The sequence below is a fragment of the Pauljensenia sp. OF14-1SRA genome, from assembly GCF_027694595.1.
In the GTDB taxonomy this organism is placed as follows: domain Bacteria; phylum Actinomycetota; class Actinomycetes; order Actinomycetales; family Actinomycetaceae; genus Pauljensenia; species Pauljensenia turicensis_B.
This window is the reverse complement of sequence record NZ_JAQEVQ010000001.1, coordinates 23,764-42,955: the sequence shown is the minus strand read 5'-3', so window position 1 is coordinate 42,955 and position 19,192 is coordinate 23,764. Positions and strand designations below refer to the sequence as shown.

At 55.6% G+C, this 19,192-nt stretch carries 17 protein-coding genes and 3 tRNA genes; 9 read left to right on the top strand and 11 right to left on the bottom strand.

Features of this window, described 5'->3' with window-relative positions:
- Positions 1–600, top strand: a complete 600-nt coding sequence (locus tag PG731_RS00180) for a GDSL-type esterase/lipase family protein (RefSeq protein WP_270771369.1) — start codon at positions 1–3, stop codon at positions 598–600.
- Between the two features lie 67 nt (positions 601–667).
- Here the strand turns inward: PG731_RS00180 and PG731_RS09195 are convergent, their stop codons facing one another.
- The 3 genes from PG731_RS09195 to PG731_RS00170 form a co-directional block, all read right to left on the bottom strand.
- Positions 668–742, bottom strand: a complete 75-nt coding sequence (locus PG731_RS09195; RefSeq protein WP_373273797.1) for a 50S ribosomal protein bL37 — start codon at positions 740–742, stop codon at positions 668–670.
- A gap of 90 nt (positions 743–832) precedes the next feature.
- On the bottom strand, positions 833–1,159 hold the full coding sequence (locus tag PG731_RS00175; protein WP_195224956.1) for an anti-sigma factor family protein: 327 nt from the start codon (positions 1,157–1,159) through the stop codon (positions 833–835).
- Positions 1,152–1,757, bottom strand: a complete 606-nt coding sequence (locus PG731_RS00170) for a sigma-70 family RNA polymerase sigma factor (RefSeq protein ID WP_101627373.1) — start codon at positions 1,755–1,757, stop codon at positions 1,152–1,154. The genes PG731_RS00175 and PG731_RS00170 overlap by 8 nt, the downstream gene beginning before the upstream one ends.
- Before the next feature lie 133 nt (positions 1,758–1,890).
- On the opposite strand from PG731_RS00170, the gene PG731_RS00165 reads away from it, so the two are divergent.
- From PG731_RS00165 to PG731_RS00140, 6 genes are read left to right on the top strand one after another with little or no spacing between them, the layout of a single operon-like run.
- Positions 1,891–2,385, top strand: coding sequence for a hypothetical protein (locus PG731_RS00165; protein WP_101627374.1), 495 nt, complete (start codon positions 1,891–1,893; stop codon positions 2,383–2,385).
- Positions 2,382–3,716, top strand: coding sequence for a 3-phosphoshikimate 1-carboxyvinyltransferase (aroA, locus tag PG731_RS00160; protein WP_270771366.1), 1,335 nt, complete (start codon positions 2,382–2,384; stop codon positions 3,714–3,716). The genes PG731_RS00165 and aroA overlap by 4 nt, the downstream gene beginning before the upstream one ends.
- Positions 3,706–4,776 (top strand): ribosome small subunit-dependent GTPase A, encoded by a 1,071-nt coding sequence (gene rsgA, locus PG731_RS00155; protein WP_270771364.1) that lies wholly within the window; start codon positions 3,706–3,708, stop codon positions 4,774–4,776. The genes aroA and rsgA overlap by 11 nt, the downstream gene beginning before the upstream one ends.
- A 9-nt stretch (positions 4,777–4,785) precedes the next feature.
- Positions 4,786–5,583, top strand: coding sequence for a histidinol-phosphatase (gene hisN / locus PG731_RS00150; protein ID WP_270771363.1), 798 nt, complete (start codon positions 4,786–4,788; stop codon positions 5,581–5,583).
- A 51-nt stretch (positions 5,584–5,634) separates the two neighbouring features.
- Positions 5,635–6,855, top strand: coding sequence for an exonuclease SbcCD subunit D (locus PG731_RS00145; protein ID WP_270771362.1), 1,221 nt, complete (start codon positions 5,635–5,637; stop codon positions 6,853–6,855).
- A gap of 1 nt (position 6,856) precedes the next feature.
- On the top strand, positions 6,857–9,982 hold the full coding sequence (locus PG731_RS00140; protein WP_270771360.1) for an AAA family ATPase: 3,126 nt from the start codon (positions 6,857–6,859) through the stop codon (positions 9,980–9,982).
- A 142-nt stretch (positions 9,983–10,124) separates the two neighbouring features.
- Here the strand turns inward: PG731_RS00140 and PG731_RS00135 are convergent, their stop codons facing one another.
- Together PG731_RS00135 and PG731_RS00130 are read right to left on the bottom strand one after the other, a co-directional pair.
- Entirely contained in the window at positions 10,125–10,577 is a 453-nt protein-coding gene (locus tag PG731_RS00135) for a DUF6912 family protein (protein WP_101627380.1), read from the bottom strand.
- A 38-nt stretch (positions 10,578–10,615) separates the two neighbouring features.
- Positions 10,616–10,807: a hypothetical protein gene (locus PG731_RS00130; protein WP_270771359.1), complete on the bottom strand. Its 192-nt coding sequence runs from the start codon at positions 10,805–10,807 to the stop codon at positions 10,616–10,618.
- A gap of 260 nt (positions 10,808–11,067) precedes the next feature.
- Between PG731_RS00130 and PG731_RS00125 the strand changes: the two genes are divergently transcribed.
- The gene (locus PG731_RS00125; protein WP_101628580.1) at positions 11,068–11,538 is read left to right on the top strand and encodes an Rv3235 family protein; all 471 of its coding nucleotides are present in this window, start codon (positions 11,068–11,070) and stop codon (positions 11,536–11,538) included.
- A gap of 125 nt (positions 11,539–11,663) precedes the next feature.
- Here PG731_RS00125 and secA read toward each other — a convergent pair whose 3' ends face one another.
- The 5 genes from secA to gltX all read right to left on the bottom strand — a co-directional run bounded on the left by secA (position 11,664) and on the right by gltX (position 16,854).
- Positions 11,664–14,489 carry a preprotein translocase subunit SecA gene (gene secA / locus PG731_RS00120; protein ID WP_270771353.1) on the bottom strand — a complete coding sequence of 942 codons (2,826 nt, stop codon included), beginning with the start codon at positions 14,487–14,489 and terminating at the stop codon, positions 11,664–11,666.
- Positions 14,490–14,733: 244 nt separating this feature from the next.
- Positions 14,734–14,809, bottom strand: a tRNA-Glu gene (locus tag PG731_RS00115).
- 49 nt (positions 14,810–14,858) lie between these two features.
- Positions 14,859–14,934: transfer RNA gene (locus tag PG731_RS00110), tRNA-Glu, on the bottom strand.
- A 23-nt stretch (positions 14,935–14,957) separates the two neighbouring features.
- A tRNA-Gln gene (locus tag PG731_RS00105) sits at positions 14,958–15,032 on the bottom strand.
- A 316-nt stretch (positions 15,033–15,348) separates the two neighbouring features.
- The gene (gene gltX, locus PG731_RS00100) at positions 15,349–16,854 is read right to left on the bottom strand and encodes a glutamate--tRNA ligase (protein WP_270771351.1); all 1,506 of its coding nucleotides are present in this window, start codon (positions 16,852–16,854) and stop codon (positions 15,349–15,351) included.
- A 132-nt stretch (positions 16,855–16,986) separates the two neighbouring features.
- Between gltX and PG731_RS00095 the strand changes: the two genes are divergently transcribed.
- A complete protein-coding gene (locus tag PG731_RS00095; RefSeq protein ID WP_270771349.1) occupies positions 16,987–18,171 on the top strand; it encodes a MalY/PatB family protein in 1,185 nt (394 codons plus the stop codon).
- A 113-nt stretch (positions 18,172–18,284) separates the two neighbouring features.
- On the opposite strand, the gene PG731_RS00090 is transcribed toward PG731_RS00095, so the two are convergent.
- The gene (locus PG731_RS00090; RefSeq protein WP_270771348.1) at positions 18,285–19,064 is read right to left on the bottom strand and encodes a fumarylacetoacetate hydrolase family protein; all 780 of its coding nucleotides are present in this window, start codon (positions 19,062–19,064) and stop codon (positions 18,285–18,287) included.
- Positions 19,065–19,192 lie beyond the last annotated feature (128 nt).

The window sequence follows — 19,192 nt, the reverse complement described above, 5'->3', positions numbered from 1 at the left end:
ATGAGACTTTGCGTTATCGGAGACGAACTGGTCACTGGAACTGGTGACCCGCGAGCGCTCGGCTGGATTGGTCGCGTGCTTGCTCGATCAGAGTTTGCAACGGCTCCAACGGTGATGACATTGGGCGTTCCCGGGGAATCCACGAATAGCCTGGCAGCGCGTTGGGAATCGGAAGTAGGGCTCCGCTTGGGTGCCGAAGGACCTCGCGGTTTGATTGTCGGTGTTGGTACCGCTGATATTTCAGCGGGTTTAAGCTCAGCCCGTTCGCGCTTGAATCTGGCGAATATCACTGATCGTGCCGCCTCGCTGGGGATCCCCTGCTTCGTGGTGGGGCCTCCGCCTCTTGCCGGGAGCGATTCTTCTTCGGTTGCTCAACTTTCCCGTTCGATGGGTGAAGTATGCCAGCGCCGAGGCCTTCCTTACGTTGATACGTACACTCCCCTTGTTGCGCACGATCAGTGGTTTGAAGACATGGCAGCCTCGAGGGCGCGAACGGATTCAGGGCTGACTCTTCCCGGCCAGTCCGGATACGCCTTGATGGCGTGGCTCGTACTGCATTCAGGGTGGTACGAATGGACGGGTGCGACACCTCGCGAGTAATGCGAAGGAAACTGATAAAACAAAATGCCCGGAGGCTTGCGCCTCCGGGCATTGCGTTAAAGACGGCTCATGCGTTTGGACGCTTGCCGTGGTTCGCACCGTGCTTCTTACGATCGCGACGCTTGCGGCCCCTCTTCGACATGTTGATCTCCTCAAGTTTTGAATTCAACCCTGACAGTTTCCCATAAAAACAGCGGTTAAGCCAACAGACTGACCGCCCTAGCGACACACGTCACTGCCCTGACGTTTCGACATATACAGATGTTGTTTCAACCTGAACCGATGAGAGGCGAGCGAGCAGACGGGCTTCGAATCCTTCGGGAAGAGGCTCGTCATCGAAGAAGTGTCGCAACGCGGTTCGCACATTGCGTTCACGGTCTAATTCTTGGGCGCAGTGCTCGCATCCAGAAGCATGCGCGATCAAGGCAAGGCGTTCGCGTTCGCAGGGGCCTTCGACTGTTCCGGTATCAATGAGCGAACGGCGTTCTTCGCATTCTTCACAATCCACCAGGGCGAAGAGCGCTTCTCGGAACGCGTCGCATCCGATAACTTCACTCATTGTTCTCTCCTGTAATTCCATATTCTTTGGCAAGGTCTGCGAGTGTTCGGCGCAGGCTCGCTCGGCCTCTAGAGAGGCGCGACATGACGGTTCCAATCGGAATGTCGAGTATGTCGGCGATCTCTTTGTAGCTGAGCGATTCAACATCGGCGAGTACAACGACTGCTCGCTGTTCGTCGCTCAGGCTGTGTAATGCTTCTTGAATCTGTGTTGACGGAATCCGAGCGAGAGCTTCGGTTTCCGCCGATTCCAAACCAACTGAGTCGTGAGAAGCTGCTTGCATGAGCTGCCAGTCTTCGACGTCTTCGTTGGGCGAGTGTTTGGGTCGACGTTGCGCTTTGCGGTATTCGGAGATGAACGTGTTCGTCAGTATCCGGTAGAGCCAGGCTTTCAGATTGGTGCCTTGGGCGTACTGATGGAACTTCGCATATGCGCGAAGATAGGTCTCTTGTACGAGGTCTTCAGCGTCTGTTCTGTTACCTGTCAGTCGCAGTGCTGCGCGGAAGAGCATTTTTTCGTACGGGATGGCATCGCGGACGAATGTCTGATCTAGTTCCACTTCTGCACAGGGACGAGAAGCGTTGTCGAAAGTAGTCATCACTCTAAGGGTAAGCGTTGGAGACCCAAATCTTGTGGTTCATACGTCTGTGAACGTTTACGGACGGGGTTTGTATTCCAGAATCAAGCGCGTTGTGGCTCACGAAAACCGCTTTTCATCGGACAATAGAAGCATGAATCTTCTTCGTGCATGTGCAAGGCCAGCTTTGGCGCTTCCCGCAATCCTCGATGGCATTTCAGCTCTGCGCGAGCCTGAAGTACACGTCGAGCGCGCTCACGTTGTCCGTCCGCTGATGGATAAGGTAGCGGGCGAGGCCGCTCCCACCGATGAGCAGCTGACTGTTGCAACGCGGGTTTTGGGTGGCGTGACGCTGGGCGCAGCCACATGTTTTGCTCTTGGTAAGGCTCCTCGGACAAGCGCTACGGTTCTTGCGGCTATTTCGATTCCAATGGCTCTTGTGAATCATCCGCTGTGGACTGCTCGTAGTCGTGCTGAGCGCCGTGAAATGACCTCTGAAATGGCATCCCGTTTCGCACTCGCTGGGGCATATGCACTGGCCAGCACGGATCGCGTGGGTGCCCCGTCAGTGTCATGGCGAGTCAATCAGTGGCAGGCACGCCGTGCCCTAGAGCGTGAGAAAGCTCTGGCGACAAAGGTTTCCGCTTGACTTCCCGCCTATGGCAGGCGCCCGTAGCATCGGGCACGTTAGATGCGACTGTTGAGATCCCAGGGTCGAAGTCGCTGTCGGCTCGTGAGCTTTATCTTGCAGCGACCGCTGATTCTCCTTCTTCACTGACTGGGCTTCTTGATTCGCGGGATACTCGATTGTTCATGGACGCCCTTCGACTGTTGGGCGCTGACATTGAGTTTTCCGGCACATCGGCGCACGTTGTCCCTCTTGATCCTCAAGCGCCAGAGCGCACCGATGAGATTTCCATCGATTGTGGGCTTTCCGGCACGGTGATGCGTTTTATCCCTCCCTTGGCTGCGCTCAGCAGTCGGATCACTCATTTCGACGGTGATGAGGGCGCTCGTCTACGCCCCCTCAAGCCACTCCTGGACGCTCTTGCGCAGTGTGGTGCCACGATCACCTACCACGGCGAAAAAGGATTCCTGCCTTTCACTATTCAGGGACCGCTCCAGCTTCCGGCGGGAGCAGCAATCACGGTCGACGCTTGCGCATCATCACAATTCGTGTCATCGCTGCTGTTGGTTGCGCCCATGCTCAGCCATCCTGTAACGATCAGTGCACCCGGTAAAGTCGTTTCGCTCCCCCACATTGAAATGACGTGTCAGACCATGCGAGCTCACGGATGCGATGTCGAGGAAATAGACGAAGGCACCCCCGCGCTCCATTCATGGCATGTCATCAACGAACGGTCGCGCGGCCTCGTCAATTCGATCGAACCCGATCTGTCGAATGCTGGCCCTTTCCTCGCAGCAGCACTGGTGTGTGGCGGAAAGGTGACAATCCCGCACTGGCCCGCCGAAACGACACAGGCCGGTGACGCATGGCGCGACATTCTTCCGTGGCTGGGAGCCGACGTTACTCTGCACGATGGCGCACTGACTGTGAGCGCGAAGGCCGGCCATATTCGCGGAATCGACGTGGAGCTGGCGGACATCGGGGAACTCACGCCGACGATTGCTGCGCTCACCGTTTTCGCTGATTCACCTTCACTTCTACGAGGTATCGGTCATCTGCGAGGTCATGAAACTGACCGTCTAGCCGCTTTGGCAACAGAACTGCGGGCATGTGGCTGTCAGGTCGATGAGGGGACAGATTATCTGGCGATCACTCCCCCCACCACTCCAACGCCCGCGCTCCACCACGCCTATGCCGACCACCGGATGGCAACCTTCGCGGCAATCCTAGGATTGGGAATTCCGGGAACAACGCTGGACGATATCGCGTGCACAGCAAAGACATTGCCCGACTTCCCTTCCATGTGGGCATCGCTTGTCGCTTCAAGCAAGGAGGCTTCCATTGAGGCGTGACACTGGAACCGACGATCCGCGTGTCAAAGTTCGCGCAGGAAAGTCAAAGCGTCCACGAACAAAAATTCGCCCAGATTGGTCTACTTCACCGCTCGGACATGTCATTGCTATTGATCGTGGGCGATATCGCGTCAGGATGGACGACGCGACAACTCTGAATGCTGTTCGCGCCAAAGAACTGAAGCGCGGATCGGTAATCATGGGTGACCGCGTGCGAGTAACCGGGGACGTTTCGGGACGCGTCGATACGCTAGCTCGAATTGTCGCCGTCGAAGAACGCACTTCCATCCTTCGTCGATCATTGGAAGATGCGCCCGACCAACGCGGAGAAAAGGCGATTGTCGCGAACGCGGACACCATGTGTATCGTCGTCGCGCTAGCCGATCCACCACCTCGAACCGGCATGATTGACCGGTGTTTGGTGGCCGCATATGAAGCCGGGATGACCCCCATCCTCTGCCTCACAAAGTCCGATCTTGGCGTCCCAAGCGAGCTTCTTGCGACCTATGCTCCGTTTGGCTTCCGCATTATTGTTACGCAGGCGTTTGAGAGCGGTAAGGCCACTCCCACTGAGGGGCTCGAGGCATTAAAGGGCGAGCTTGCGGGGCATTTCTCCGTGCTTGTCGGGCATTCGGGTGTCGGAAAGTCAACGCTGATCAATGCGCTGGTTCCTGATGCTCACCGCAGTGTCGGGCACGTCAATGAAGTGACGGGACGGGGACGCCATACCTCCACTTCCTCCGAAGCGTTCGAACTGCCCGAGGGCGGGTGGATTATGGACACGCCCGGCGTCCGTTCTTTCGGCCTGGGGCACGTGGACGAAGAAGACGTTCTGGGAGTATTCCCGGAAGTTGCAGAAGCAACCTCGTGGTGTCTCCCCCTCTGTTCCCATGCGGAGGGCGAACCGAGTTGCGCAATCGACGCTTGGGCGCGTGGCGAGGCTCCGTTTGAGGCTGTCTGCCATGAAGACTCTGCGCGTCGCAACACTATGGCACTGTCAGCGCGTCGCCTGCTTGATGCCGTTAACACGGCAAAGCAAGCGTCACGCGATGCGCGCTAGGGTGAAGATATGCCTGAGTCTCTTTACGCTGATGATCTGAAAATAGCATTGGATCTTGCTGATCGCGCTGATGAAATCACAATGGCACGCTTTCAAGCATCCGACCTTGTTGTTGAGTCAAAGCCTGATCTCACGCCCGTGTCAGACGCGGATCATGGCGTCGAAGACATGATCCGCACTGCGTTAGCGACTCGTCGCCCAGATGATGCGATCTACGGAGAAGAACGCGGTTCGTCTGGGGCGGGGACGCGACGTTGGATCATTGACCCGATTGATGGCACGAAGAACTTTGTGCGCAATGTCCCCGTGTGGGCGACGTTGATTGCACTGGTTGATGGTCCCGATGTTGTTGTCGGTGTTGTGTCGGCGCCTGCGTTGGGACGACGCTGGTGGGCATCCCAAGGTGGCGGAGCATGGGAACAGTTTGGCTCGAATACCCCTCATGCTCTGCATGTTTCCAAAGTCAGCGCCCTGTCAGAGGCGTCGCTATCGTATTCGTCGCTGACGGGTTGGCAGCAAGCTGGGCGGATTGACGAGTTCATTGATTTGCAGGCTCGCGTTTGGCGCACGCGCGCCTACGGTGATTTCTTCAGCTACATGCTGGTCGCCACCGGCGCTGTTGACGTCGCTTTCGAACCTGAGCTTGAGCTTTATGACATGGCCGCGCTGGTGCCAATTGTGACTGAAGCAGGTGGGCGCTTTACGTCTTTGTCCGGAGTAGCAGGCCCCTGGGGAGCGAACGCACTCGCGTCAAACGGTGTGCTTCACGACCAGATTCTTGATCATTTCCACTGGCCAAAGGACTAATCCGTCGAGAGTGCAATTCGGTTTGTACACGGTATGCCTCACACTAGAAGCATGCAGATTCTTCACACATCGGATTGGCACGTTGGGCGCACGCTTCACGGCGAGTCCCTCTCTGACTCCATTGACGCCTTCTTTACCTGGTTAAAGGAACTGGTTATCCAGCGCGAAATCGATGTTGTTCTGATTAGTGGCGATGTGTTTGACCGTAGCGTTCCACCGGTTCACGCAGTACGCCAGCTGTCTCGCTACTTGACCGATTTGGCTGGTCATACGCGCATTATTCTGACGTCCGGGAATCACGATGGCCCCATTCGTTTGGGAATGTTCTCTGATCTTCTCAGCGATTCACTTGTCATAGCAACTGAACCAGAACAAATCGGCACTGCGATTGAATGCGGCACCTTCGACGATGGTGCGTTGATCTATCCCGTGCCTTATCTTGAACCTGACCTTGTTCGTCAGATCCTGTCCGATCAAGAGATCAATGAAGAAACCTCACTGCCTGTTCCCCTGGCGCGCTCACACGAAGCCGTAATGGGGGCAGCACTGCGCCGAATCCATGACGACCTGCGTCAACGCCGCGTTCAGGGTGATGTGCGTCCGGCGATTGCGATGCCTCATGCGTTTATCACCGGCGGTAGCGCATCGGATTCAGAGCGCAATATCGAAGTCGGTGGCGTTGCCCATGTGCCGGCGGGAATCTTTGACACGCTTGGCGGGAAAAACGCACCGGTGGCACACCTTGCATACGTCGCAGCTGGACACCTGCACCGTCCCCAACAGATTTCAGGAACCCTTGTTCCCGTGTTCTATTCGGGTTCGCCGGTCGCATATTCTTTCTCGGAATATCAGGTGAACAAGCGCGTGTACTTGCTGGACACCGAAGCAGTGGACGAAGCGGGATACCTTCACCCGCAACCGATTGATATTCCTGTTCATCGTCCGATTGCTGTCCTACGCGGAACGATGGATCAGCTGATCACCGACCCTGACCCGAATAATCAAGCATCCTATTGCTCCATCACGGTGACCGATGATCTTCGACCCGATCGTATGATCCCACGGTTGAAAACGATCTATCCGTACGCGTTGATCATCCAGCACGAGTCATCGCTTACTCCGCCGTCTCACACGGGAGTATCTGCGGTTTCGTCTCGTAGCGATACTGAAATCTCTCTCGAGTTTTTTGAGCTCTTAGGCGGAGCAAAACTAACCGACACAGAGAGAGGCATCATCCAAGACACGTGGGAACAAGTAAGGAAGCAGGCCTGATATGAAGCTGATTCGTATAGAGTTCGCAGGAATCGGCCCTTTCTCTGGAAAGGAAACGATCGATTTCACCCGATTCGACGACTCCGGTTTGTTCCTGCTTGAAGGACCCACCGGGGCTGGAAAATCAACAATTCTTGATGCGATTACATTTGCGTTGTACGGAATTGTTGCACGCGGAAGCGACTCAACGAAGGACCGCTTGCGGTCTGACCATGTTCCAGCCAAAGCGAAATCCTATGTCGAACTAGTCTTTGAAGTCTCCGAAGGCTTCTTCAAGGTCTACCGAGAACCCACGTATATCCCCGAGGGCAATAAGACTGCGCGTAACGGACAGCTGACGTTGATTCAGGTACACCCCGTCGAATCAGCCGATGGTCATTTTACCTACGTTGATGGGGATCCCGTCGGTCGTAACGCCGCCGAAATGAATCAGTGGATCACGCAAGCGGTTGGTCTGACAAAAGACCAGTTCGTTCAAACTGTCGTTCTTCCTCAAGGAAAGTTCGCTGATTTCTTGATGGCAAAGTCGGAGCAACGCGAAACACTTCTGAAAGATATTTTCAACACTCATCTTTTTACGACCTTCCAAAAGAAGCTTGCTGAAGTATCAAAACAACATTCAGATGACGTAGTAGAGGCAGAACGCGAGGTCACCCGTCGTTTCAGCGATCTGGAGAGCCTGGAAGGACACCTTCAGGACTTCATTCGGGCCGCCGATGCTGATTCTTCCCATGATTCTCCTTTCTTAGCTTCACAGGATTCCGCCTCATCATTTGCGGATGTCGATCCTCGTGACCCCGATTCACACCAGGCATCGACGCTGGCAATCACTCTCGTCCAGAACGCTCATCGCGTATGCGATGAAGAAGAAGCCAAGCTCCCTGGGTTGATCGATGTAGCCGAAGCATGTCACCGCGAGCTCGAAGCTACCCGCGCCTTGAACTCCTTGGTTGAAGAACGCATGGAACTCCAATCTCACTTGGAGATGCTGATGGAGCACACTGTGGTCATTGATCAGTACAAGAAGCGTCATTCCGATGCTCTTATTGCTTCCTCGCTCTCTGGGCCGGTCCGTCAATTCACCGACGCTCGCGACTATATGTCAGTTAAAAATGCCGAGCTTCTCACTGCGCATCGTCAGCTTCGCTCACGGTTTACAACCCTTTCGCCTATTGAGGAAGATTCTCTTTCCTCTCACACGGTTGATGGGCTTTTAGAAGAACTCAGCACCATTGTGGAAGATCTCAGTGCCAAGAAAGCAACTCTTGAGAACCTCACATCACTCGAGCAAGAACTCAGTAATGAACGCGAAGAACACAAGGCATTAACAGCCTCAATTGCTGTACTCACCCAAAAACGCACCCAGCTTGAAGACCAGCTTTCCCAGCTTCCCAAAATGCGTGAAAGCGCCCTTGAAGGACGCGAAAACATGGTGAAAGACTTGGAGCTCTTCGCAACAGGCGAACGCGACATGGCGCTCTTACAACCGCGTTACCAGGCTGCGTGTGAAGTTGCTGAGCATATCGAAACTCTCAAGGTCAGGGCTAAGAATATTCAAAGTGCTCGCCGCCGGGCGCAAGAAGCTAACATCGCTTCCCACCAAGCACATATGCGTTGGATGGATCATGTCAGTGGCAGTCTTGCCACCCAGCTTGAAGACGGCAATCCCTGCCCTGTTTGTGGTTCGGTGGAGCATCCAGCTCCGGCACGTATCGACCAGCCGGATGCTGTCACCCTCGAAGACCTTGATGCTGTCGATCAGGCGCGTTCGAAAGCAGAGCAGGAATTGAACGAAGCAAAGATGCTTCACGCTCAGACCAACCAAGCCATAGCCAGCGGAAACACAATTGCTCGTGCGGATAAAGCTTCGTTGGAACTCGAAATCAAGAATGCTCAAGAAAGAATCGACAAGCATTCAGCGTTGTCTCAAACGATCAAGGAACTTGATCAGGCTCTGGCCGAACTTGAGCAGAACATTAGCCGTGTTAAAGACGAGCTCGCTGAAACCAAGGTTGAAATTGGCAAGGCACAGACACAACACTCTTCGCTTGCCCAATCAATCGATACGAAGCAGGCTCGGTGTGAAGAAGGCCGTGGAACCTTTGAATCAATCGAAGCGCATCTGGCGAATGTCAGCGATTCTTTGACTGACGCTCGCACGCATCACAAGCACCTCCAAGAGTGGAATCAAAGCTATGCGCGCCTTGAAACTACAACGAATGCGCTGACGCAGGCTCTCACTGATTCACCTTGCGCTTCCATCGAGGAAGCCCTCGCTTTCGTTGATTCACATTTCATCGTTGGCGAAGAGCTCCGTGCATTAAAGGACCAGATTGACTCCCATCAGAGTGATCTTCAGATGACGCGAAACCAACTCCTGGACAGGCGTCTTGCCACTGTTGCTGATCGAAGTGTGCAGTCTACGGCGGCCTTGGAAGAAGCGGATACCAATGCGACGGCTGCGCGCGATGCCATGCAACACCGCTGTGGTCAGCTCAGTGCTCTTGTGGGACAGATTGACGATGCTCACACGCACTTTAAGACCGCCGTGTCAGAGCTCAACCGTGTCCGAGAAGCAGTTGCTCCGTACCAGCGTCTTGCGAATATCGTCAACGGTGGATCTCTCAATCTCAGTTCGACTCCCCTATCGTCATGGGTGCTAGTGTCGCGTCTCAATGAGGTTTTGGATGCGACGAATCCTCGTCTCAGCGCATTCTCCGGTGGTCGCTACCAACTGATCTGCAGGCCAGAAGATGGCACTCGTTCAAAGAAGTCTGGGTTGGGGTTGGCAATTCACGATCTGGAAACAGACCGCATTCGCAAGACCCAAACGCTGTCCGGTGGCGAAACGTTCTATACCTCTCTCGCACTGGCGTTGGGATTGGTTGACATTGTCACTGCTGAATCGGGGGGCACGGAAATCAAATCGATGTTCATCGATGAAGGATTCGGCTCATTGGACTCCGATACGCGTGATGTCGTCATGCAACACCTGCATGCGTTGCGCCAGACTGGTCGAACCGTTGGTGTCATCAGCCACGTCGAAGAGATGGCAAAGCAGATCAGCGATCAGATCCATGTTCGCCCCAAAGCAAACGGTGGTTCAAGCTTGTCGATCGACTTCTGATTCCAGGCGACACATTATCCCCTTCCATTTCAATAGACGGTTTGTCAGGGAGGAAGGGAAATGCCTTGCTTCATCGTGTGGGGGCTAGCGTTGATCACGCTAGCCCCCACACGATGCATCAGGGATCAGTGAATACAGATTCCTACTTCAGAATCTCGCGCAGCGCATCTCGTTCCGACACATCAAACCACTGCAGAGGAAACTCCCAGAGATCACTAATCGCGTGGTCTGCCTGGTCTTGATCATCGGCTTCTATCACGCGCCGAACCTGCTCCGATGTTTCACCATCATCGGCAAGAATCGCAACGACATCGTTCCAATCACACCGAACATTGTTGACTTCAAGCACTCCGGTTCCAGAAGGCACTGAGTCCGTTTGAATGTCAGTTGCAAGCACAATACGCGCATATGCATGCGTTGGGGCATCACGCAGAAGAATCAACGAAGCCAACGCGGCCTCGACCTGCGCATCATCTTCAAGCACCTCAACGTCCTCACCCCCCATGTCTGGGGAAGGAACGGCTACGAAGGCCTGTCGCAAAGAGATCTGTTCTTCGCCAAGATCAGACGATAGAGCGGGGAAATATACGCGCATAGCTTCAGTGTTCCACACTTACCTTTGTGTCTTGCTTGTCATTGAGCGCGTTGAAGCAAATAGCTTCCTCTCTTCACAACACATGCGAGCACTATAACGCTGATGAGGCGATGATGCGCCGCTTCAAACTCATCATTTTTCTTTGAAAAAACGCCATTTTTTAACTCTTCTAGGGCTTTTGTCGTTACGAAGAACAGTTGAAAATCATTCAGGGGTAAAAAGTTATCCACAGGGTTTGAAATCTATTGACAGCATCCACCCACAGACCGCACACTCATAACTCATAAACAACCTTTACACAAAAACCTATATCGGTGCGTCGTAATATTGCACCTTATTCGATGCCACTTTTTAACGCACGCACCACATCCCCATCGCAAAGAAGGGAGTAGCAAATACAGCGGAACACAATCAGCCCTTCATGTCTACATGACGGACGATGAACACAGTCAAACACACTGAGAATCTCAAGATAAGAGGAGCTATACCAATGGCAACGATGCCAGCTTCCTTCCCGTACATGCCCGAACGTCGCATGTTTCGCTGGGACCTCACAATCGACGTTCCTCCGAAGCAACAAGCTGACACTCGGACATGGCTCGAATCGCGGGCTACTCCCTACGGGCACTATCCCGACACACTTCCTGACGTGGGACCGTGGGCTGCAGGTTTTGCCCGCGCAGCTATCGAGGCAGTCCTTGACCTCAGGGACAAACGTCAGCTGGAGCGCTGGATGCTTCCGCAACTTTTCAACGCTTTCAAACACCTGAGTTTCCGGGAAGAAGGCGACGAAGAAACCCGAACAGCGTGTATCCCCGTCACATGGCGAGCAAGCGAGCCCAGCCCCGGAAAAGTTGAAGCGTCCGTCGTTATTCGCGGTGCTGCGCGATGCTATGCGGTGGCACTGCGTCTACAAGAGTTCAAAGGTCGCTGGATGACGACCGCTCTTGAAATCGCTTAGACATTCACAGCGATTGAAGTAAACGAACTGCTCCCCAGAAAACATCAATGACGATGTTCTTCTGGGGAGCAGTTTTCGTTTTTATCGTCGCCTTCTGAGATAATCATCAAGGCGAGAGCCAGCGCTTATTTTCGACGTGCTTTCTTTGCCGACGCGCGACGCTGAGCACGATTCGATGACGTGGCAGACGAGGTTGCCCCACCCTGCGTTGTCGTCCCATCGGACGATGAGTAGCTGAGCTTCGCCTGGTTGAGGCGCTGAGCTTCGCCGATGATAACCTGCGCCTTAGCAGCGGCAACGGGGCTGGCCGGAGCAGGTGTATCAGCAGACTCGGCCTGGGTGGCCGGTTCTTCTGCCGATTCCTTCGCAGATTCATCATCCTTGAAGAGGCCCTGTTCCTTTGCCTGTTCGAAAGCGCGCTCGAACTGGTGGGAAACAGAGAAGACCTGCTGGACCGATTCTTCCTTGATGCGCTCCATCATGGATTGGAACATCTGAGCGCCCTCGTCTTTGTATTCGACGAGCGGGTCGCGCTGGCCCATGGCACGCAGGCCGATACCTTCCTTGAGGTAGTCCATTTCGTAGAGGTGCTCACGCCAGAGACGGTCAACGGTCGCGACAACAACACGACGTTCAAGGTCACGCATCGGTTCTTCACCAAGCTGACCGCGAGCAAGCGGATTGGCCTTCAGAGCTTCTTCCGCGTCCTCGTAGACAGCGGTAATGTCACCGTAGATTTCTTCGACCAAGTCTTCACGAACCAGCGAGCCTGCCCCACCGTGTTCTTCTTCGACTTCCTGATAGGTCACTGACGGCGGGTAGTAGCCACGCAACGTATCCCAGAGAACGTCAAGGTCCCATTCGGCGGGGCTGATACCACCGGTCTTTTCATCGATAATTCCAGTAACCAGTGAACGCATGAAGCTCTTCATCTGGGGCTCGAGGTCTTCGCCTTCGAGGACACGACGGCGCTCATCGTAGATCAGTTCACGCTGACTGGTCATCACGTCGTCGTACTTCAGAACGTTCTTTCGAATTTCGAAGTTGCGCGCTTCAACCTGGTGCTGCGCTGATGCGATCGAACGTGAAACGAGCTTGTTTTCCAGTGGCAGGTCTTCGGGGTATGCGCCCGAGGCCATGATGCGTTGCGCCATACCCGAGTTGAACAGGCGCATCAGGTCGTCTTCCATGGACAGGTAGAAGCGCGATTCGCCGGGGTCACCCTGACGTCCGGAACGACCGCGGAGCTGATTGTCGATGCGACGCGATTCGTGGCGTTCTGAACCCAGAACGTACAGGCCACCAAGCTCACGGACCTCTTCGCGTTCTGCCTGGACGGCCGCATCTGCTTCTTCAAGGGCGATCGGCCACGCCGCACGGTACTCGTCAGCGTTTTCCTTCGGGTCAAGCCCTTTGGCCGCGAGGTTTGCCTGAGCGATGAACTCGGAGTTACCACCGAGCATAATGTCGGTGCCTCGACCAGCCATGTTGGTTGCCACTGTGACTGCACCCTTGCGACCGGCCATTGCGACAACGGCAGCTTCGCGCGCGTGCTGCTTTGCGTTCAGGACCTGGTGCGGAATGTGTCGTTGCTTGAGCAACTGGGACAGCAGTTCGGACTTTTCAACCGAAGCGGTACCCACCAAGACCGGCTGTCCCTTTTCGTGGCGCTCAGCGATATCTTCAATGATTGCCTTGAGCTTGCCGGCTTCCGATGGGAAAACGAAGTCCGGCTGATCCTTGCGGATCATCGGCTTGTTTGTCGGGATCGGGATAACACCGATCTTGTAGGTGGAGGCGAATTCCGCTGCTTCTGTTTCTGCCGTACCGGTCATGCCAGCGCGGGAGCCTTCCGGGTAGAGGCGGAAGTAGTTCTGCAGGGTGATCGTTGCCAGGGTTTGGTTTTCAGCCTGGATTTCGACGCCTTCCTTGGCCTCGATTGCCTGGTGCATACCGTCGTTGTAGCGACGCCCCGGAAGGACACGGCCGGTGTGCTCGTCAACGATCAGAACTTCACCGTCGGTGACAATGTAGTCCTTGTCTTTGTGGAAGAGTTCCTTGGCGCGGATCGAGTTGTTCAGGAAGCCGATCAGTGGAGTATTTGCTGCCTCGTACAGGTTTTCGACGCCGAGCTGGTCTTCGACGTGGTCAATACCTGCTTCGAGAACACCGATGGTCTTCTTCTTTTCATCAACTTCGTAGTCGACGTCGCGCTCAAGCATGCGTGCAATGCGAGCGAATTCCATGTACCAGTGGTTGACGTCGCCCGAGGCTGGGCCCGAAATAATGAGTGGCGTACGAGCCTCATCAATGAGGATCGAGTCAACTTCGTCGACGATGACGTAGTTGTGGCCACGTTGAACCATGTCATCGAGGGTGGAGGCCATGTTGTCGCGCAGGTAGTCGAAGCCAAACTCGTTGTTGGTTCCGTAGGTGATGTCAGCTTCGTACTGCTTACGGCGTTCTGCAGGCTTCTGTCCGACCAGTACACAGCCGGTGGTCAGGCCGAGGAAGTTGTAGACGCGAGCCATGATGTCCGACTGGTATTTTGCCAGGTAGTCGTTGACCGTAACGACGTGGACGCCCTTGCCGGTGAGTGCGCGCAGGTATGCGGGCATAGTGGCGACGAGGGTCTTGCCTTCACCGGTCTTCATTTCGGCAATGTTGCCCTTGTGCAGTGCGATGCCACCCATGACCTGGACGTGGAAGGGACGCATACGCAGGATGCGCCAAGATGCTTCGCGGACTGTTGCGAAAGCTTCAACTAGGAGGTCGTCAAGGGTTTCGCCCTCTTCAAGACGGGCCTTAAATTCAGCGGTTTTTGCCTGGAGTTCTTCGTCCGTGAGTGCTTCGAAGTCTTCTTGCAACGCATCAACCTGGGTGGCGAGCTGATCAAACTTCTTGAGCGTACGGCCTTCGCCGGCTCGCAGAATCTTGTCAATGAGGGACACAGATACTCCTGACGTTCATTTCGGGCCATCGTCCGATTGTGCGTGCGCACCGAACCAGTTTACGTAAAGATAGGCGCGCACTCGAATTATGAACGTCGAAAGTGGGTATTTTTCGCTCACATTTACCTCAGTGCGCTCCACGTTCACCCAAAGTACGAGGCCGGGATCACCATCTAGTCGCGATCCTGTCAGTGCCCGGTGGCAGATAAACAAAAACACCCACACCACACAGCATGAGTGTGAATGGTACCCCCAGCCGGATTTGAACCGGCGTTAACGCCGTGAGAGGGCGTCGTCCTAGGCCGCTAGACGATGGGGGCGCTGAAATTCTCATGGTGAAAACTTCAAGGTAAACCAAGTAAATCGGTTTGGTACCCCCAGCCGGATTTGAACCGGCGTTAACGCCGTGAGAGGGCGTCGTCCTAGGCCGCTAGACGATGGGGGCCTATCGGAAAACATACGTTCCGATGGCTGGGGTACCAGGACTCGAACCTAGAATGGCTGAACCAGAATCAGCTGTGTTGCCAATTACACCATACCCCATTGGCAATCGCAGTCACCGTTACGGTTTCTCGCGACGAAAAGAAAGAGTAGTCGAGTGTGACGCTAATGCCAAATCGAGCGGGCATGTTTCGACTCACATTCTCCTGCCTCTCCCCTGTTCATCAGGGAGATGGCGCGTCGAAACAACGTCTTTCACGTCCAGCGATCCGCGATGCACCTCGTACATTCACGATGAAAACAAAGCGGAAAATCAAAGCGGAAGATGCCGGAAGCCAAACTTGGCCTCCCCCCCCCCAAAAAAAAACGTTTTCGTGCCAGCCGGTAGCAACCGACTGGCACGAAAGCGTTGAGGAAATCAGGCGAGCGTCGCGATGAAGCGATCAAGACGAGCAAGGGTTTCTTCCTTGCCCAGGATTGCCATCGAGTCAACGACGGGCAACGACACATTCGAACCGGTCATCGCCACAAAGAGCGGGCCGAATGCGAAGCGTGGCTTCACCCCCATCTCTTCGACCAGCTTGGCATCGAGCGCGGGCTTGATTGCCTCGGCACTGAAATCGTCGAGTCCGGCAAGGACCTCGCGCGTAGCGGCGAGCACGCCCGGAGCGGAATCCTTGAGCTTAGAAACAGCTTTTTCGTTGTATTTGAGGGCGCTTGCGCCGACGAACAGGAAGCGCATCAGTGGGCCGGCCTCGCCGAGCATCTGAATGCGGGTCTGCGCCAGCGGAGCAGCGGCGTCGAGGGTTGCCTTCTCAGAATCGGTGAGCTCGGAGTAGATTGCGGCGCTCATGTAGCCTTCGCGTGCCAGGAAGGGCACTAGGCGACGGGTGAAATCGCAGGTGTCGAGGCGACGAATGTGCTCCGCGTTGGTGGCGACGGCCTTCTTCTGGTCGAAGCGCGCCGGGTTCGGATTCACCTGAGCAATATCGAACGCTTCAACCATTTCGTCCATCGTGAAGATGTCACGGTCGGGTGCGATCGACCAGCCGAGGAGGGCGAGGTAGTTGTTCAGGCCCTCGGGAATCATGCCGGCTTCCTTGTGGAGTAGCAGGTTCGATTCGGGGTCGCGCTTGGAGAGCTTCTTGTTACCTTCACCCATGACGTAGGGCAGGTGGCCGAAGCAAGGCATGAACTTGGCGATGCCGAGTTCTTCGAGTGCGCGATAGAGAACGATCTGGCGCGGGGTGGAGGACAGCAGGTCTTCGCCGCGCAGAACATGCGTGATCTCCATCAGTGCATCGTCGATCGGGTTCACCAGCGTGTAGAGCGGGTGACCATTGGCGCGAACGATGACGTAGTCCGGAACCGAGCCGGCCTTGAAGGTGATTTCACCGCGGATCAGGTCGTTGAACGTGATGTCTTCGTCGGGCATGCGCATGCGCAGAACCGGCTTGCGGCCTTCAGCCTTGAATGCAGCAACCTGTTCTTCGGTGAGGTCACGGTCGAAGCCGTCGTAGCCGAGCTTCGGGTCTTCACCCTTTGCGCGATGACGTTCTTCGATTTCTTCGGGGGTGGAGTAGGACTCGTAGGCGAAGCCACTTTCGAGGAGCTTTGCTGCGACATCGGCGTAGATGTCCATGCGCTCGGACTGGCGGTACGGGCCGTGAGGGCCACCCTTGCTGACTCCTTCGTCCCAGTCAAGGCCAAGCCATGCCAGGGAGTCGAGGATCTGGTCGAACGATTCCTGGGAATCGCGAGCAGCGTCGGTGTCTTCGATACGGAAGACGAAGGTGCCACCGGTGTGGCGCGCATATGCCCAGTTAAACAGGCAGGTTCGGACCATTCCCACGTGGGGTGTACCGGTCGGTGAGGGGCAGAATCGAACGCGCACGTCGGCGCCGGAAGCAGTCGTTTCACTCATGATGCTTTTATCTTACTCGCCCCAGCGGGCAGAGTTTTTCGTCGGCGCTAGGCTTGTTCCTAATACGTCATTTTTTCGGCAGGCATCAGAGGGTATCGATGACTGCTTCGGCGACCCGATAAAGGAGCAATCGTGCCAATTCGTACTTTTACTGATGCTGAGCTTCATCGCGTGGGCTCGTTGAAATGGACGGGTATGACCCGCAAGGATGGCTCCCCTACGATCGGTGCGTGGGTTGCCGAGATGGATTTCGGTACCGCTCCCAGCGTCGCGAAAGCGATGACAGATTGCATCAATGATGGGCTATTGGGCTACCAGCCGTCGTGGTTGGCACCGAAGCTTGCTGAAGCAACCGCCTCTTTCCAAAAGCGTCGTTTCGGCTGGGATCTGCGCCCAGACCAGGTTCGTCTGGTGACGTCCGTTCTTCCCGCGTTGGAACTGACGATGACCACGTTGATGCGCCCGAGAACGCCGGTGATCGTTCCGACGCCGGCTTATATGCCTTTCCTTTCAATGCCCACTGAGGCTGGCCACCCCGTCATCGAGGTTCCGTCCCTTCACGGCGATAGGGCCGGTGACAAGGGTTGGGCGCTCGACCTGGAGGGTATCAAAGCAGGTCTTGAGGCTGGCGCGGGCCTCGTGATTCTCTGCAACCCGTGGAATCCGACCGGCCGTGTTCTGGACGAAGCTGAACTTCGCGCGCTCGGCGAGCTGGTCAGCCAGTATGACGCTCTCGTGTTCAGCGACGAGATCCACTCTCCCCTGGTCCTCGACGAGGTTCCTTTCCTCTCCTACGCTCGTCTTGATCCGCGTTTTGCCGCACACACGGTGACGGCGACCGCCGCGTCGAAAGGGTGGAATATTGCGGGGCTTCCGTCCGCTCAAGTGATTCTTCCCGACGATGCGCTTCGTGAGCGCTGGGATGAGCAGGGACAAAAACTGCAGTTCCACGCTTCCACGATCGGTACTGTTGGCACGATCGAAGCCTACGAGAATGGTGTCGACTGGCTCGACGAAGTCCGCGACTATATTCGCTTGAACGTCGATGCGGCCGAGGCCGCGATCGCACACTCTCCCATTGATTTCGTTCGCCCGCAGGGCACGTACTTGTCGTGGTGGGGATTCGCGGGCTTGGGCCTGAATCCTTCACCTGCGATTGCTCTGCGCGAACAAGCCGGAATCGCAGTCAATGACGGTAAGACTCTGGGCGCCAACTACGCCGATTGGGCGCGCTTCAACCTGGCATGCTCGCACGAAACAATTGCGGAGATGATCGACCGTGTTCTCGCCTTAGTCACGGGTACGCGTCTGGGCTGATTTTTAAGTGGCTGGCTTTCTGGCAATTGACGAGGCCGGCCACCTAAAAACAGACGTGTGGGGAGCAGTTCATTAAACTGCTCCCCACACGTTTAACGGGTAAAGGGCCGATACTATTCGGCGTCTCGAACCGTGTTGCGAAGGGTACCGATGCCTTCGATGGTGACCTCAACGGTTTGACCGGGCTTCATTTCGCTGACGCCCTTGGGGGTTCCGGTGATGATGACATCGCCGGGCAACAGCGTGAAGATCGACGACACGTAGGAGACGATTTCTGCCACATTGTGGATCATGTTGGCGGTCGTATCGTCTTGGCGAACTTCGCCATCGACCGTTGTCGTGATCCGCAGGTTGTTGACGTCCAAGTTCGGGTCAACGGTGATCCACGGCCCCAGCGGGCAGGACGTGTCGAAGCCTTTTGCGCGAGTCCACTGCGAGTCGGCTCGCTGAATATCGCGAGCGGTCACGTCGTTTGCCACGGTGTATCCAAGGATGATCTTGTCGACGTCCTCAAGCGGAATATCCTTTGCCAGGGACTTGATAATGACTGCGAGCTCGCCTTCATGATGCAGTTCATTGCACCAGGACGGACGAACGATCGGATCATCGTGACCGATGACAGAGGTGTTCGGCTTCAAGAAGACGACCGGCATATCCGGGGCCTCGCCTCCCATTTCGCGCGCATGATCGGCGTAGTTTTTGCCGATCGCAACGACCTTGGAACGCGGAATGACCGGCGAAAGCAAGCGAACTTCATCAAGCTCAACGATTCGCCCATCGGGCTCAACCGGATTGAACAGCGGGTCGCCCTTCAGGACAACGATTCGGGTTGAGCCATCTTCAAGGGCTCCATAACGCGGTGAGTCACCATCAGAAAAACGCACGATCTTCATAGTTAAAGCCTAAACCGCGAGCGCCTTTTTGTCGGCACACGCTGGCATGTTCAGGGCGCTGTGTGGCCTCCGGGCTAAGCCATCGCGGAGGCAGGCTGTCCCCCAAGTGCGAATTTTGCGTATTGGGC

Bases quoted from the DNA above. Each gene is read 5' to 3' on its own strand.
- PG731_RS00180 (WP_270771369.1), top strand. From the start codon at position 1: ATGAGACTTTGCGTTATCGGAGACGAACTGGTCACTGGAACTGGTGAC.
- PG731_RS00175 (WP_195224956.1), bottom strand. From the start codon at position 1,159: ATGAGTGAAGTTATCGGATGCGACGCGTTCCGAGAAGCGCTCTTCGCC.
- PG731_RS00170 (WP_101627373.1), bottom strand. From the start codon at position 1,757: ATGACTACTTTCGACAACGCTTCTCGTCCCTGTGCAGAAGTGGAACTA.
- PG731_RS00165 (WP_101627374.1), top strand. From the start codon at position 1,891: ATGAATCTTCTTCGTGCATGTGCAAGGCCAGCTTTGGCGCTTCCCGCA.
- hisN (WP_270771363.1), top strand. From the start codon at position 4,786: ATGCCTGAGTCTCTTTACGCTGATGATCTGAAAATAGCATTGGATCTT.
- PG731_RS00145 (WP_270771362.1), top strand. From the start codon at position 5,635: ATGCAGATTCTTCACACATCGGATTGGCACGTTGGGCGCACGCTTCAC.
- PG731_RS00140 (WP_270771360.1), top strand. From the start codon at position 6,857: ATGAAGCTGATTCGTATAGAGTTCGCAGGAATCGGCCCTTTCTCTGGA.
- PG731_RS00135 (WP_101627380.1), bottom strand. From the start codon at position 10,577: ATGCGCGTATATTTCCCCGCTCTATCGTCTGATCTTGGCGAAGAACAG.
- PG731_RS00125 (WP_101628580.1), top strand. From the start codon at position 11,068: ATGGCAACGATGCCAGCTTCCTTCCCGTACATGCCCGAACGTCGCATG.
- gltX (WP_270771351.1), bottom strand. From the start codon at position 16,854: ATGAGTGAAACGACTGCTTCCGGCGCCGACGTGCGCGTTCGATTCTGC.
- PG731_RS00090 (WP_270771348.1), bottom strand. From the start codon at position 19,064: ATGAAGATCGTGCGTTTTTCTGATGGTGACTCACCGCGTTATGGAGCC.